The following is a 15,307-nucleotide window of genomic DNA, read 5'->3' as shown; positions in this document are numbered from 1 at the left end:
CCCATTGTACGCTACTCCTGTTTCATGCCTGCCTGACATACCTTGCCAAAAAAGGATAAAGAATTACCCACATTCAATGAAAGCCATCGTCGTAGTTTGTATATGAATTTAAATAGGTTTGCATATACTTTATTGCACGTATAAAAAAAGAGATGCCCTATTTAGGATCACAGGAGACAACACCTGATGGAACTACCAGTACAGGTGGAGAAAGGCAACATCCTACAATTTTACTGGACAGCTGATGGAAGTACTTTGGCGTCTGAGAGTCGTTTATCCTGGTCGCGTTTGACCGGGCAGCAGGAAGAGCTGGAACGACCATGGGGATGGCTAATGGCTGTATATGTTGAAAATCATGAGCAAATACAACGTGTGTGGAGGGAGGCGGTGTCCAGTGCCACCATGTTTACCATTCGATACCGGTTGCAGACTCTAGAGAAGCTGAAACAGGATGTGATCATGAGATGTGTTCCTCTTCTTAGAGAAGAGGAGCAGCTTGAAGGATGGGTGAGCTGGATCTGGATAGAAGATCTCGCCTTCCAGCGACAGCTCGAACAAGAGCGAGCGGCGCTCCTATCTCGTGAACAGATCAAGATCACGCAGGCGGCCTTACAACAGTCGCAGCAAGAGGCTGCGGCGCTCGGCAGTACGCTGCATGCTGTATTTTGTACGGCTATGGATGGCATCATCATTTATGATGCCGAAGGAAAGGTGCTGCAGATCAATGAGGCGGCCTGCCTTCTCCTGGAGTTCGGAGCTAAAGAGCAGTGCCTGGGCAAGCCTTTCGTGGAACTCGCCCGTGAGCATAAATTTTATCGAGTTCATGATGACACTGTACAGCGTATCTCCATGAAACAAATCCCCCTCATACATATGCTCAAGGGAAAAATAGGATCAACGAACCGCACACTCAATCGGCTCGTGCGTCTCCCCTCGGGACGCGAGTGCTACCTCGATATAACACTTACTCCTTTGTTCGATCAACAAGGATGTCTCACAAGCATCGTCGCGATCTTACGGGACGTCACTGCGTTGTGTAATCAGGAGCGTCGCATCCGAAAGGCCTTTCACACGTTGTCTCATGTGATGGACGCGATGATTGCTCTTCCCCTGCGCACAAATCAGCATATGACAGAAGAAAGCACTGCGACTACCACACTCATGGGTGTCGGTCAGCGCCTCTGTGAGGTGCTCAAGCAAATGTTGGATTGTACGGCGGTAAGTATGGTGGTGGTCGAAGGTGCTGAGGCGCGCATGCAGCTTGCCGGGAACAGCGGCGGCCGGCAAAGCATCGCCAGGCAGATACAACAGGATATGCAGGACGCGACTCTCTTCGATTATCTTGACGAGACCTCCATCGAGCAGTTGCGGACCAGGCGGATAGTGATTCGCGATCTGCGTACGCAGCCGTTTGTACGCCGTCCTTCTTACGGTATCCGCAATTTTCTGCTCGCCCCGATGTTGCTCGAGGGACAGCTCATTGGCATCATTAGCATTGACCGCCCGCACAAGCAACGCTACACCAGGGAAGAAATCATGCTGGTGAAGGCGCTGGCCCACATGGCGGCACTGATGCTTGAACGCGTGAACCTGCTGCATGCCTGGGCTCAGGCACATGCCAACGAACTGACATTGCAAGAAACCAATCACCGCTTTGACGCGTTTCTGAGTCTGGCCAGTCATGAGCTCAGAACGCCCCTGACCGGTATCCGAGGCAACATTCAACTGGTACTGCGCCGCATGCAGACGCTCGTTGGGCAGGAGGCGCAACCACATCTAACCGGGTCAACGCAGCAACGCTTACGCCAGCCCCTTCAGGAGGCGGTCCAACGAGCAGTTGTTCAGGACCGGATGATCTCGGATCTGCTGGATGTCTCGCGTATCCGCGCCGACCGATTGGAGATGAGCCTGTGCCCTGCCAATCTGAGGAACATCGTCCACCAGGCGGTGCAGGATATCCGCTACCTCGCGACAGAGCGTAAGATCAAGCTTTATGAGCCTGCGGAGAAGATGATCGCCGTCACAGTGGATGCGGACCGTATCGGGCAGGTGGTGAACAATTACCTGACCAATGCCTTGAAGTATTCCGCCCCCGATCAGCCGGTAGAGATACGGCTCACAAAAGAGAACCAGGTCGCGCGTGTTTCGGTAAGGGATCAGGGACCCGGACTCACTGCGCAAGAACAGCAGGAGATATGGGAGCGTTTCCATCGGGTGAAGGGCATCGAAGTTCAATATGGCGCGGGAGGCGGTCTGGGCCTGGGCCTCTATCTCTGCCACACGATCATTGAACGGCATGAGGGGCAGATAGGGGTGCACAGTTGCAAAGGCGATGGATCCACCTTCTGGTTCACCCTTCCGCTGGCCTGCGACCATTCCTCATATCTTCCATAGTTTCTTTTTTGTCATGGTACGCGACATACGTCCCCTCCCATCTGCAAATGAAGATGAGAGGGGAGACGTTTTGTATACCGTTAAAAAGCATAGTCGCCGTTGTGGGCGTCTTCCAGGTAGCGGGCCAGCAGGTTGATGCTGGCTTCCAGGTCGGCCTGCTGGATCATTTCGTTGACGGTATGGACGTAGCGCGTGGGCGTCGAGAGCGTGATGGTGGGGGAGCCCTCGCGTACGCGCTGCATCGCGCCCGCGTCGGTTCCGCCGCGTGGCAGCACCTCGAGTTGATAGCGAATATTGTGCTGCTTCGCCACGTCGCGGAAGTGCCGTACCAGCTTGTGGTTGGAGATGTGCGACGAGTCGAAGACCTTGATGGCGGTACCATCGCCCAGCCGGGTGACCGCGTCCTGATCGGCGCCGCCGGGAATATCATTGGCCAGCGTAATGTCCAGCGCCACGCTCACGTCCGGCTGCACCTGGTAGGCGGCGGTACCGGCGCCACGCAGGCCCACCTCTTCCTGGACCGTAGCGACGGCGAAAATAGTGACCTCGTGGTGCTGCAGGGCGCGCAGGGCTTCGAGCATCACAAACAGGCTGGCGCGGTCATCCAGCGACTTGCTGACGACCATGTCGCCAACGACCTCCAGCGTGCGATCCATGGTGATCATATCGCCCACCTCTACGTTCGCACGCACCTCCTCGTTTGACAGGCCGAGATCAATGAAGAGGTCATCGAGCTTCAGCGCCGCGGCTTGCTCGGCGCCCAACAGGTGAATAGGCTTGCTCGATGGCATCAGGACGCCTCGCAGGGTCTGGCCCGCGTAGCCGTGGACCAGGACGCGCTGCGCGACGAGCACGCGGGCATCAAAGCCGCCCACCGGCTGAATGCGAATGAAGCCCTTGTTATCAATATGCTTGACGATGAAGCCGATTTCATCCATATGCGCGGCCAGCATGACACGGCGCTCACTTTTGCCTCGCTTCATGGCGATGATGTTGCCCAGCCGATCAACGCTGACCTCGTCGGTCAAGGCGCGCAATTCTTCCAGGATCAGGGCGCGCACCCGGTCTTCACGTCCCGAAATACCAGGTGTTTCGGCGATCTTTTTCAGCAATTCAATGTTGAGTGACATTCTTCTCTTCCTCTTCCTTGCTATCTCGCTGTATCGCTGTGCAGGACACAGGCGTGGTGTTTAGGTTCTTGACGTTCATATTCCTTACTGGTTTTACACCACCAGCCAACATTTGTCCAGCCCACATACACGCCTGGAAGCCAGTTCACCCTGCACAGAGCATCAAACACAGAGATGCTGCCGCTCCCAATCCAGCCACGCATCGACAACGCCTGGAAGATCCGCGCTCCCCAGCCGTGGCTCTCCGCGCGATGAGATGGCGACGCCGAGATCCCAGGCAACGCCGCGCAGATTCCCGATAATGCAGAATGCGGCTACCGCCTGCTCATTGAGCCGCTCAAAAGGCCGAAGCGAGCGATAGCCGTCCAGCCAGGCATCAAAGAGCGTCCGCGAAGAACATAAGATGGCATGCGGTTCGATGGCGCGCCAGCAGGCGCCCGCGCTGTCGAAGTCGAAGACGGTTATCTCTTCGCCGTGGCGATGCACATTGTCGAGCGTGAGGTCTATGTGGCAAACACCGCGATCCAGGGCTGGATCGGCGATCACCCCTTTCAGGCGTTCACCCAGCGCGACCGCCTGCTCCCACTGCTGTGCCTCCTTCAGATGCCGGCTCATCCGCTGCAGCTGTTCGTCGATCAGGGTATGGGCATCATAGTTCTCGCGCGGCAGCGAGGAGGTAAACGTGTCAGCCGCCCGATGGATGCGAGCAGCCGCTTTCCCCAGCAGGGCGTAGGTGTCCCGCGTAGGAGCTGGCTTTTCACCCGGCGCCCATTCAAAGAGGACCGCCACGCGATCTCTCCCGTCGACACGCAATCCCTCCACGTAGCCATGCCTGCCGCGTACGGGCCTGGCTACCGGTGCCCCATTGCGCATGAGATGGGTGACCAGATCCACCTCCCATTGAACTTCATCCGGCGTCCGCTGCAGATGGTATATCTTGAGGGCGAAGCGACCTGTCCGCGTGGTGACCGCGATCACATCGTTGGTCGGCGTGTTGAGCGGTTCGCAGATGACAGCGCTCAGGCCAAACTGGTTTACAATCTGTTGTTCAAGATCCATGGGTCTTCCTTCTACAAAAACCTTCAGAGCCAGTAGTAGATAGGGCTCCGAAAAAAGAAAAAAATGAGCGCGACGAGCACCGCGAAAACATACCCCAGCCAGTAATGACGGGCAGTACGCGCAAATATAGGGGTGAGAATCCAGCATACGATGGGCAGGATGGCGTATGTCAATAAATTGAGCCATCTCTGAAGGCTTGAGGCCCAGTACAGTGGATAGGTTGTATTGTGAAACAAGGCAAACATCACCACACCCTGTACATAGGAAACGAGAGGCATCGCAATGAAATACAGCAGTCCAACAACCATCCCATAGCCCAGCATACGTGTCCTTTTCCGGTGCACAAGCAAAGGTGCAAGCAAAATGAGGAGGAGCACAAGCAGGTCCTGCAGACCTCGAAACAGCATCAGCAAAGCAAAGTTTGCGTAGGCCCCATGGTAGGGAGCATTGGGGGAGACCGGCGATAGAGCGCGGATCGAGAGCAGAACCACATAAGAGATAAGCAGAGGTGAGATGCCCAGCAACAGACCCAGCAGAAAAATGAACACGCGGCCAATAATGTTATTGGGGCGCGAAGAGGGCGAACGAAGCGGAGCGCTCCCATGAGAGCTAACAGATTCTGACATGGTTGGTTCCTTCCGAAAATATATTTTTCCTCATCAAGTATAGAAGGGCGAAGCGAACGCGTACAGTGGCAAATGACCTATAGCAACCGAGAAGGACGAATCAGCAGGGCCACACCGGTGGCGGCGAGATAGAGCAGGCCGCTAAGTTCGAGCCAGGGGAGCGGGCCCAACCGGTCGCTGCTGGCGCTGACGAGCAGCAATGCCAGCAATTGGGACCCCTCAGCCAGCATGACGTAGGAGGCCAGCACGCGCCCACGATAGCGGTCCTCGGTGACCTGCACCAGCAGCGTGCCGGAGCCGGCGGTGAGCAGGACGATGCAGATGCCGGTGAGGCCATAGCAGGCGAGGTCGAGCGGCAGCCAGGGGACGTTGAACATGAGCAGGTAGCCGCCACCGGCCAGCAGCGTTCCCAGCAGCAGGAGCAGCGTGGGCCTGACGAACTTGTGGGTGCTCCCCACGATCAGGCCGCCCAGCAGTCCACCGATGCCACGCGCCATGACCAGCCAGCCCAGCGCAGCGGAGTTGCCATGCAGGATATTGGTGGTAAACGGCGTCAGCAGCACCAGGACCGGACATTCCGCCAGCGAGGTGATGGCGAACAGCCCAAACAACCGGATGAGGATGCGCTGCCGACGCACAACAGCCAGCCCTTCAACCCACTCACGCCAGATCTTGCCCGGGTCGATGACGCGCCACAAACTCCCCACCCAGTCAACCGGTGCCGGTCGAGACTCCGAGGGACTTGAGACTATAAGAAATATCATGGTGGCGGAGAAGAGGAAGCTCAGGCTATCGCCGATCACGATGGTGAGCAGGCCGCCCGGCAACAGCAGCAGGAAGCCGGCCAGCAGGGGTCCGATGACGTTGGGCAGGGCGGTACTGACGCTGCCGAGGGCGTTGGCGGATAGCAGTTCGTCGTTGGAGACGAGCTGCGGCATCAGGGCGCCGCGCGCTGGATTAAAGAAGAGGCCGCAGCTTGAGAGCAGGAAGTTGATGACGTAGAGCAGCCATAGCATGTGCGCCGAGTGGATCAGCAGGATGGGCAGGAGCAAGACGGCCCGCAGACAGTCGACGGTGATCATGAGACGGCGGCGGTCCCAGCGATCAACGAAGACGCCGACCAGCGAGCCGAAGAGCACGCCGGGGATGACCGAGGTCAGAAACATGCTGCCCGAGGCCAGGATCGAGTGCGTGATGGCATAGGTATAGTAGGCCAGCGTAAGCCAGAAGGCCCAGTCGCCGGTGCTGGAGACGAGCTGCCCCAGCCACAGCAGGACATAATTGCGGTTGCGCAGCAGCGCGCTCATGCGCTCCCCAGCTTTCTAATCCGCCAGAGGCGTAGCCAGCAGCAGGCGGGCCGAGTGGGGCGGCATCTGTGTAAGCGTGATCGCACCCTCATGCTTGCCAAGATCATCACCGCTCCATAGATCACTCAGCCGCCAGCCGCCGTCCAGGGGAACAACCAGGTCGCGCGGCCTATCATCCCAGTTGAAGAGGTAGAGCCGTTGCCCATCATCCACCTGTACACGCCCGACACGTTGACTCAGATCGTCGAAGCTGGCGGCCTGACCTATAAGAGGCAGCAGCTGCCGCAGCACGCTCCACTGCTCGTCCGACAGATTCTCGACGCGATCTCCAGAGAGCAGCATGCCGCCAGAGGCCGCGATGGCGGTGGCGTGAAACTGGATCTCGTCGGACGTTAGCTTGCTGCCTTTCTGATTGGTCAGCACAACGCAGTCGGGATCATTGATCCACAGGCGACCGTGCTGCCAGTTACGCCAGAAGGTTTCGTGCGCGACGGTGGCCACGGTCGACCAGCGGCGGGCAATGTCCCCCGAGACGCGCATGGCGTGAACAGTTCCGAGCGAGGGCCACAGCGGCGCGTTGCAGCCCAGTAGCAGGCTGTCATCTCCTGCGCCCCGCAGAACAGCAGCCATCCCCTGCCGGTAGGCCTCGACACGCGTGGCCGTCTGATTGTGACGTCGTCCACCCGGCAAGGCGCCCCAGGTGAGAGCGTCGAGCTTGAAGTAGTGGCAGCCCCATTCCTCGCGCATGGTGCGGAAGACGCGCTCCAGGTAGTCTTGCACACCTGGATGGGTGCCGTCCGGCATATACCAGGGAGGATTGCGCCAGCCACCAAATGAGATGGCGGCGGACGAGAGGGGCTGGTCCTTATCATCCTGGATGAACCAGTCGGGATGCTCCTTGAGCAGCTGCGAGTCCCGCTCGGCGATGAAGGGGGCGACCCAGATGGCGGGCTCGAATCCCTGGTCGCGAATCTCGTGGCACAGCGCCTGGATGCCGCGTGGGAAGCGCGTGCCCGGCGTCAGCCAATCGCCCAGGTAGCGCTGATAGCCATCATCGATCTGAATGTACTTCAGCTCGGGCAACGCTTTCCCGATCGCGCCCATAGCCGCCTGGATGTTCTGCTCGCTGACCTCGGGCCCATAACCGTACCAGGAACACCAGCCGGTGGGAACCTCCGGCCACGTCAGGCGTGGATGGTTGTGCTGGATGCGCTCCGCCAGCCGTTCCAGCAGCGCATCGCGATTCTCGTCCTGGGTGAACATCAACTCCTCCAGGGTCCATCTCTCCCCCGGTTGCAGCGTAAGACCCTCGGTGTCCAGCACCACCTCAAAGGTATCTGGATTGATGCGGAAGAGGCCGTTGAAGCGGCGACAGGATGTAAAGGCCAGCAGCAAGTGGCGGGTGGGCACCAGCTGTAGCGTCAGCAGATTATAGACGGTGAGGAATGGCGGCCGCTGCTCAAGTTTGTAGTGCTCGTAGTCGTTATAGCTGCCGATGGATTCCGGCATCATCAGGCTGCCACTGGTCTGCGACAACATCTGATAGCCTTCTCCATACCAGGGGCAGTCAGAGAGCAGATCGAGCTCACCATGAAATAAGACCACCTCGCGCACGCGCACAGGACTGGCATTGAGATTGGTCAGCGTCGGCTGACAGACGTCTCCCTGCCAGCTCCGGGACAGCCGCACGTTGTTCACCAGCTGCTTGTCGCTCCCCGACTCAAGTCGCACGCTCCCCGGCATATCGCGCAAGAACAGAATCGCCATCATCCCTCCTCATGATTCGTCACAATTCGTCGCTATTTATCTCTCGCAGCCATCATCGCTAGATGGACATGCCGACGTGATCCTTGATCTCCAGCAGATGCTCCCACTGGTGTTCCAGCATGCGCCGCATCACCTTGCTGGCGGTCTTGATCTGCTGACCGTGCGTCGACTGGCGCGCCTGCTCCTCTACCGACCAGGCGCGGATCGCCTCCAGCTCGCGCGTCCGCACGAACGCCATCCAGGCCAGCAGCTCGTCGCGCCCCATCGTCTCCACCGGGCCGGGTCCCTTGACCCCATTCAGCTTGCCAAAATAGCCCCGGATGTACTGGTACTCGGCCCCGAAGATATGCTGCAGGATCGAGCGGATGCTGCGCCCCTTCTCCGGCTGCACCGTCCACTGCTCGTCGCTCAGCCCATTCACCAGTTCCAGCAGTTCCGCGCGCATACATTCAGCGCTCTGGATATAACGCTCGCGCTTCTCAGCCGTCAGCGGCTCCAGGTCCGTCGGAACCAGCAGAGCGGGATCACCGTTGCCCAGCCACGATCCCTCGGTGATATGCTGCGCCACCTCGATCTGTATCTCATCCTGCTGAGCACCAACCGCCACCCCACATTTCTTGAGCAGCTCTCTATAATGCCGGATCACCGCAGGCGTGCGCCGCAGCGCCTCATCGGTCGTCGGACCCGTCACCACGCAGCCCGGCAGATCAACCACATGCACCATCGTCTTCTTCTTCTGCGGACCCGACTCCAAATACAATCTATAGATCATTGACAGCTCTTTTCTAAACAGCTATAAAGTGATCAATACATATGTTCCAACTGTACCTGTGTGGTGCGCTCATGTCAAGCATTCAACGAGCATCTCAAGCATACATCCCCACCAATTCATGCGCATGGCAAGCACCCTCGTAGGTGCGATCCTCGCAGGCAATACATTCAACTTGAGAATGTATTGCTCCTCGCGGTAGCTTGCGGCCCACATCCCCGGGCAATCCCGTTCCCCCAACGATGCCATCTCCCCGGTCAGAGACACACATACGTCCGATTATTCTCCCAATGAGGAAGAATAATCGGACGCGAGGTCCGAACATATGAAGGTATCTGGTGGCAAGCTATCTGGTGGAGGACTCGAGGGTCACGGGGCGGATAGGCTTGAGGTTCGCCTCGATCTCCTTGCGATACGGCTCCAGGAAGGGCGGCAGGGCCAGCAGCTCGCCCAGGTGCTCGGGATCTTCGTCGCCGGTGAAACCGGGTCCGTCGGTCGAAACCTCGAAGAGGACGCCGTTAGGCTCGCGGAAGTAGATGGCGTGGAAGTAGTAACGCTCGATAACCGGGGTGACGTTGCGAACAACCTCGGCGATGCGGGCACGCCACTGCTCGTGCTCTTCGTTGTTGGGCGTGCGGAAGGCGACGTGATGCACACCACCGATGCCGGGACTGCCACGATGCAAGGTGGGGCGCACGTCCAGATGCACCTCGGCACCGGGACCTCCAGGGCCAACTTCAAAGACCTCAACGCGGCTCTGCTCCTCTGACTGATAGCTGTACGCCGGACTGAAACCCATGGTCCCGGTCAGCAACCGGACGGTTGGGGCCGCATCGCGCACGAGCAGGCGCACGCCGTACAATCCATGGATACCCATCTCGGCCGGAACGGGACTTTTGGCCCAGGGCTTGCCGCTCATGCGCCCCTCGTCGTCGACCAGCTCCAGGCGCTGCCCCTCGGGATCTCGGAATGCCAGGTAGGCTTTCTTCGCCTCGCCACGCTCCTGAATGCCATCGTGCGACACGCCAAACTCGTCGAGGCGGTTGACCCACCACGCGAGCGCCTCGCGCCCGGTCACACCCAGCATGATCGCCGAGATGGTGCCCACACCGGGACGATTGGGGCCCGACTGCGGCCAATCAAAAAAGGTCAGCTCAGTACCGGCATGCCCGATCTCGTCGCCGTAGAACAGGTGATAGGCCGATACGTCGTCCTGGTTGACGGTCTTCTTGACGAGGCGCATACCCAGCACCTGGGTGTAAAAAGCGACATTCTGCGAAACGTTGCCAGTGATGGCGCTGATGTGATGGAGTCCACCTAATTGCATGATCATTATCCCTTGCGAATAACTGTGACTGACTGACTACCCCTTATTGGTTTAGTTCTAAACTTACAAACAAAAAAAAGAGGAGAATTAATCCAGCGAATGATCCAGCTTGCGCAGAAGCGTCAGCAGCTGGTTAACTTCGGTGGGCGTGAGACCCTGGAACTGGCGCGCGACCAGATCTTCCTGCGCGGGCACGACGCGCTCATAGAGCTCCTGCCCTTTAGCGGTCAGGCTCAGGCAGTTGCTGCGCCGTTCCTGGCTGCGCGTCAGCAATCCCTGTCTCTCCATGCGGCTCAACAGCTGCGAGACGTTCCCCTTGGTGACCAGCAGTTTGTCCGCCAGCTCCTGCTGCGTGATCCCTTTGGCCGCGCCAACCTGGGCCAGGATATCGAACTGGGCCGTACTCAATCCCCACGCCCGCAGGTGCCCATCCGACGCGCGCCCAACCTTCTGGAAGACGCGCGACAATCGCAACCACGCAAACACCGCCGATCGAAGCATCTGGTACCTTCCTCTTTCATTAACTGCCCACAGTTTAGCACTAAACTCAATCGATGTCAAGGTAGAAAATGAAAGGAGGTATATATAATTCATTTTTGCCAAAAAGGCAAAGCAACAAAAAACACGAAACGTCCATCAAGAGACGAAACACACCCCGAAAAAAGAAACGCCCGTGTAGGGTCGACCCTCGAGGTCGACCGGGCTGCCAGCGCCAGCGACGGCAGCCCACGTACCCGGCCGGTTCGGCTTCCCCCGGAAAACATCTCGACCCACGTGGTACCTGGCAAGGAACGCTTCCTTTTAGGAACGCCTACGCAACGTTACGGGCCAAAACGACGTGGGCCGACGTGAAAGGCATGGGAAGCGATGTCGTGGGGGTACGTGGGCCACAATCGCTGACGCTCGTGGCCCGGTCGACCTCGAGGGTCGACCCTACTATTGCGTTCCTTTTTCAATGGACGTTTCATATGCGGGGCGTTTCATGTTGGAGGGGGCGTTAACGATCCTTCCCGGGCGGGATCATATACTCCCTCCATGACCTGGCAGGCCTCGATCTTCCGGGATGACTTCGTCGTGCAGCTCGTCGCCAGGCTGTGCGGGGATGATCCCGGATGCGGTAAGCTGCTCGGCCAATCGCTGATAATACTCTCTGATCGCCTGCAGTACCTGGTGAAATGTGGCCATTAATTGCCCGCTGGCCTCTTTGACGACCTCCATCTCGTATGCTTCAAATGCCAGGATGCCTTCCCGCAGGGCCATCTTCATTTCATACAGGACCCTTTTATCCTCGGCTTTGAATGTCTGGCACAGCTGGTTAATCCCGGCAAACGCGATAGAGCGTTCCGGCGTCTGCTCGCTCTCATTCAGTCCAAACAACAGGTATTTAAGAGCTGCACTCGCGTTTCGGACGAGCCGATAACTCTCCTGCGCTTTGAGAGCAGTCATCTCATCCTGCAGCCAGCGAATATCCTGATCTCTGGCGCAAAAGCCAGTGGTGACGACCCAGAGCGTCTGCAGGTCCTCATCCATCAATCCATCCAGATAGCTCACCAGAAAACGACGATGCGCTTCGATCAGAAATTGTGATTTGAACGGGGTCAACGCGCCGGGCTCTTCTCCGGCCGTGGAGGATAAGCGCGCAAAGTCATAGTCGTTTTCCAGGGCATTCTCCATGCCAACCACGAGGTAGATGTAGCGCACCCAGGTCGTAAACATGTCTTCCAGCGGCATAAATTTTAGACCATCGGCGTGCAAGACAATTCCCCAGGCATCGTTGAATTGCAGGCGCCGCATATTGCCGAGCTCATACATACCCAGCATGGCATCTACTTCCGAGTTTGTATGGTGGAGTACTCCTTTATAGGCACCGGTCGCATCCATGCCGGTATAATTGATAACGATTCTCTCGCCGCCCACATGCTGATAGATAAAATCGCTTACATCGTACACCTTGCCACTTACCACCATCCAGTATCCCCGCGCGGGAGTATTCTGCAGAACGACCTGTGAGATATTGTAGGTTTTCCCTTCCTGCGCATGGCCGCTATAGGTGGTGAAGATATCCTGCATATACCGGCCTTCGGCGATCAATTGTCGAATGTAGCTCTGTACCTGCGCCTCCGACCCGCCACTAAAACGCCGGATAACTCTTTTGAGGGCTTCCATGACGGAAACCGCAAAGCTGGTCTTTCCACAGACGTAAAAGTATCCGTTTTGCCCCCCTTCGCGTTCGCTACGCAGAAAATTCCAGAGGATGGCTGCCTGCTCGTCTGCTTCAATCAACTGGTCGATGCGTTGACGGCGGCCTTTTTCAAAGCTGTACTGCCCGGTCGCTGGATCAAAGCGCGCCGCAACGTCGGCTCGGGAAAAGGCCATACGTAAATGGACCTTTCCTTCAGCCTCCAGGCGCTCAAAAACTGGTCGATTAAAAAACTCGTTGGGCGTTCGCGTGCCGAAAAGAAGCCAGTTTTCTCCCGCCTCTGTCTGGTCAGCTCGGGCCTGGAGAAAGCCATAAAAAGGCGCGATGCCAGAACCGGCCGCGAACATCGCTATCGGATGCGAGGGGTCGGCGGGCAGGCGAAAACGAGGAGTGGGAACGATGGTCAGCGAAAGCTGCTTCTCCCGAAATCTAGGATCGCTGGTGATATATCTGAGAAAGTGGGACGCGGTTCCAGCCCGCGACTGTATATATGAATAGGGAGTATGAGGGGTCTGATAATCCAGCCCACCGACAATCAAATTGATTTTTTCGGCACCCGCGCTGGTATCCTTCATCGCGGAGGCAATGGAATAGAGACGGAACACCTCTGGCGGCACCACGCGACAGATGTTCTCGCTATCCCAGGGACCCGCCTTCCAGAGGCGCGTGCAATCATACCCCTCAGCATAGATCAGGTTCAGGAGATCCCACAGCTCCCACTGGTCCTCCATGCGCGCGTCGATAATCCGCTTGAGGGACCTCGAAGCGCTGATCTTCAGCAAGCGCTTGGCAATGTCTCGCGTGACAGGTCGTAGCTTGCCAAAGGTGAGTATTGTGCGCAGGGGCAATACTTTTACGTCGTCGGAATAGCCGGCGCGAAAACAGATCGCCTCCTGCCACTCAGGGGTCAGGTGGACGATCTCACCGCCCGTCGCCTGCAGCGCTCGCAGCGTCTTATGGACGAGTGTCTCGCTGTTTTCTGGTAATATACCAATGCGATCACCCGCCTGATAGTGCACGCCCTGTCCCGCAACATCCAGTTCAATAAAGCTAATCCAGGCACCACTGCCGGGATCTGTCGTGACCGTGCCACTGCCAGGATGCGCGAAGTAGACCTGCTGATTACCAGCCACATAACGTTCATCACGTACGGCCGAGAGCTCGCCATCAATTTTTTCCCAGGTTTTGTCCTTGAAAAGACCAGTAAATCTGGCTCCAGTGGTGACTGCGCGACCAACCTTAAAGGCAACCTCAAGAAAACCATAGGCTTTAATGCGGTGCAGCCCCATCCACCCTTTATCACCGATATAGGCATACAACACAGCGTTATACAGACCCTTCAGTGCGCTATTCTGGCTTTGTTCCACAAACTGTCGCACAGAGACGGCGCGCAAGGCCTCGACAAACTCGTGCCAGTGCCTGGGAAAGTGTCCGCTAAGATACACGCTCTGCTTGCCGACCAGCGTGTGGTATGATTGCCGCTCAAAAAAAGCGTCCAGGGCGTGGATATGCGGCTGCGCGGTTCCGCTAGGACTGGGCGCACCCTCAAATATGGGGACACCAGATGTGCCAACGGTCTTTGCCCACAGTACCTGATCAAGATGGTTTTTGCTCAAGGGATTGGTATCGATTTGAGGATAAATCACCTGCGTCACATATTGAAGCTGGTCCAGGATAACGAGTAGCGCCGCTTCCAGCGCGGCGCGATCCTCCCGCACAACGGCTTCCTGTGCCTGCAGCATCGCGTTGATGGCGGGTGTGAGCTGCATCGCGAACTCGGTTGTCACCAGGTAAAAAATGCGCTCAGCCTGATTATTCCAGGCGGGTATGAGCAGGTCCATATTATCCAGGCTGCGGGGTCCAGCCGGGTCGCGTAACTTCCAGTTGTAGAAAAAGAGGTCGATATAGGAGACATAGGGGAGAGGCTTTCCTAAGCGCCGGGAGACCTCTTTCCATGGTTCTAAAATAGAAGCGGGGAGCGCACCGGGGGGATCCGTTTCAACATATTGGTAGGCGTGCGCGAAGACGCCCAGCATAGTGGATGCGCGCAACAGGTAGCGGTCAGGAAGGGCGTCGGGAGTGGCCGCCAGCAGAGGCATCTGATCAAATACCCGCCGCATGGTCAAGGTTCTGTACAACTCTGGTAGCCTGTCTACCATGTCATCCCAGGCACTATGCGAGGCCGGCAACGCCAGCAGGGGAGGTTCGACCGGCAAGAAACCATAGGCGGTCGAAAGGAATCCATCATTTTCGTGTCCCTGCTCACGGTTGTACGCTTCTGCCGCGTGCACTACCTTACGCGCAGCTATCATCTCTTCCGGCCGGGCTTCAGGCAGTCTGCCACTGATGGCTTCTCTCATTTCAGGGCTGTGCCCAACAATGACCGTGGCATCCGCTCCCTGGTCAAGATACGCCCATGAAAATTGATACGCGCCAATCCTGATCAAGTCGCCACTCTTGAGAGCTCTTTGTTGAATGCGCTCGTCATTCACAAAGGTCCCATTCACACTATTGAGATCGCGCACAACGAGGAGGTGCTCTTCCAATTCCAACATCGCGTGCTGCCGTGAAATGGTCCTATCCTGGATGACGATGGTGTTGATCTCGGCGCTACGACCGATAGTTACTGGCAGGTCACTGATATACTCTACAACCGAGTTGGTGCGTTGATTTTTACAGACCAATCGCACCTGTATCGCTGATGGCATGGCCCTGTATCTCCCCGCGT

10 protein-coding genes are annotated in these 15,307 nt (G+C 57.5%); 1 reads left to right on the top strand and 9 read right to left on the bottom strand.

Annotation, left to right across the window (positions count from 1 at the left end; genetic code table 11):
- The first annotated feature begins 186 nt into the window (after positions 1-186).
- Positions 187-2,394, top strand: a complete 2,208-nt coding sequence (locus AABA21_RS37425; RefSeq protein ID WP_338258056.1) for an ATP-binding protein — start codon at positions 187-189, stop codon at positions 2,392-2,394.
- Between the two features lie 80 nt (positions 2,395-2,474).
- Here the strand turns inward: AABA21_RS37425 and AABA21_RS37420 are convergent, their stop codons facing one another.
- From AABA21_RS37420 to AABA21_RS37380, 9 genes are all read right to left on the bottom strand, one after another.
- Entirely contained in the window at positions 2,475-3,524 is a 1,050-nt protein-coding gene (locus tag AABA21_RS37420) for a M42 family metallopeptidase (RefSeq protein WP_338258054.1), read from the bottom strand.
- 162 nt (positions 3,525-3,686) lie between these two features.
- On the bottom strand, positions 3,687-4,583 hold the full coding sequence (locus AABA21_RS37415; RefSeq protein ID WP_338258052.1) for a phosphotransferase enzyme family protein: 897 nt from the start codon (positions 4,581-4,583) through the stop codon (positions 3,687-3,689).
- Between the two features lie 23 nt (positions 4,584-4,606).
- Positions 4,607-5,209, bottom strand: a complete 603-nt coding sequence (locus tag AABA21_RS37410) for a hypothetical protein (protein ID WP_338258049.1) — start codon at positions 5,207-5,209, stop codon at positions 4,607-4,609.
- 77 nt (positions 5,210-5,286) lie between these two features.
- The gene (locus tag AABA21_RS37405; protein ID WP_338258047.1) at positions 5,287-6,516 is read right to left on the bottom strand and encodes an MFS transporter; all 1,230 of its coding nucleotides are present in this window, start codon (positions 6,514-6,516) and stop codon (positions 5,287-5,289) included.
- 15 nt (positions 6,517-6,531) lie between these two features.
- Entirely contained in the window at positions 6,532-8,286 is a 1,755-nt protein-coding gene (locus AABA21_RS37400; protein ID WP_338258045.1) for a glycoside hydrolase family 36 protein, read from the bottom strand.
- A gap of 55 nt (positions 8,287-8,341) precedes the next feature.
- On the bottom strand, positions 8,342-9,055 hold the full coding sequence (locus AABA21_RS37395) for a DinB family protein (RefSeq protein WP_338258044.1): 714 nt from the start codon (positions 9,053-9,055) through the stop codon (positions 8,342-8,344).
- Positions 9,056-9,398: 343 nt separating this feature from the next.
- Positions 9,399-10,379 (bottom strand): ring-cleaving dioxygenase, encoded by a 981-nt coding sequence (locus AABA21_RS37390; RefSeq protein WP_338258043.1) that lies wholly within the window; start codon positions 10,377-10,379, stop codon positions 9,399-9,401.
- Positions 10,380-10,466: 87 nt separating this feature from the next.
- Positions 10,467-10,880 (bottom strand): MarR family winged helix-turn-helix transcriptional regulator, encoded by a 414-nt coding sequence (locus tag AABA21_RS37385; RefSeq protein ID WP_338258042.1) that lies wholly within the window; start codon positions 10,878-10,880, stop codon positions 10,467-10,469.
- 519 nt (positions 10,881-11,399) lie between these two features.
- Positions 11,400-15,287 carry an FHA domain-containing protein gene (locus tag AABA21_RS37380; protein ID WP_338258040.1) on the bottom strand — a complete coding sequence of 1,296 codons (3,888 nt, stop codon included), beginning with the start codon at positions 15,285-15,287 and terminating at the stop codon, positions 11,400-11,402.
- Positions 15,288-15,307 lie beyond the last annotated feature (20 nt).

This window comes from Dictyobacter halimunensis, assembly GCF_036245075.1.
The sequence above is the reverse complement of the archived record's forward strand: the minus strand, read 5'-3'. Positions and strand labels throughout refer to the sequence as shown.

Excerpts from the sequence above, each read along its gene's own strand:
- AABA21_RS37425 (WP_338258056.1), top strand. The coding sequence starts at position 187 with ATGGAACTACCAGTACAGGTGGAGAAAGGCAACATCCTACAATTTTAC.
- AABA21_RS37405 (WP_338258047.1), bottom strand. The coding sequence starts at position 6,516 with ATGAGCGCGCTGCTGCGCAACCGCAATTATGTCCTGCTGTGGCTGGGG.
- AABA21_RS37380 (WP_338258040.1), bottom strand. The coding sequence starts at position 15,287 with ATGCCATCAGCGATACAGGTGCGATTGGTCTGTAAAAATCAACGCACC.
- AABA21_RS37385 (WP_338258042.1), bottom strand. The coding sequence starts at position 10,880 with ATGCTTCGATCGGCGGTGTTTGCGTGGTTGCGATTGTCGCGCGTCTTC.
- AABA21_RS37400 (WP_338258045.1), bottom strand. The coding sequence starts at position 8,286 with ATGATGGCGATTCTGTTCTTGCGCGATATGCCGGGGAGCGTGCGACTT.
- AABA21_RS37420 (WP_338258054.1), bottom strand. The coding sequence starts at position 3,524 with ATGTCACTCAACATTGAATTGCTGAAAAAGATCGCCGAAACACCTGGT.
- AABA21_RS37415 (WP_338258052.1), bottom strand. The coding sequence starts at position 4,583 with ATGGATCTTGAACAACAGATTGTAAACCAGTTTGGCCTGAGCGCTGTC.
- AABA21_RS37395 (WP_338258044.1), bottom strand. The coding sequence starts at position 9,055 with ATGATCTATAGATTGTATTTGGAGTCGGGTCCGCAGAAGAAGAAGACG.
- AABA21_RS37410 (WP_338258049.1), bottom strand. The coding sequence starts at position 5,209 with ATGTCAGAATCTGTTAGCTCTCATGGGAGCGCTCCGCTTCGTTCGCCC.
- AABA21_RS37390 (WP_338258043.1), bottom strand. The coding sequence starts at position 10,379 with ATGCAATTAGGTGGACTCCATCACATCAGCGCCATCACTGGCAACGTT.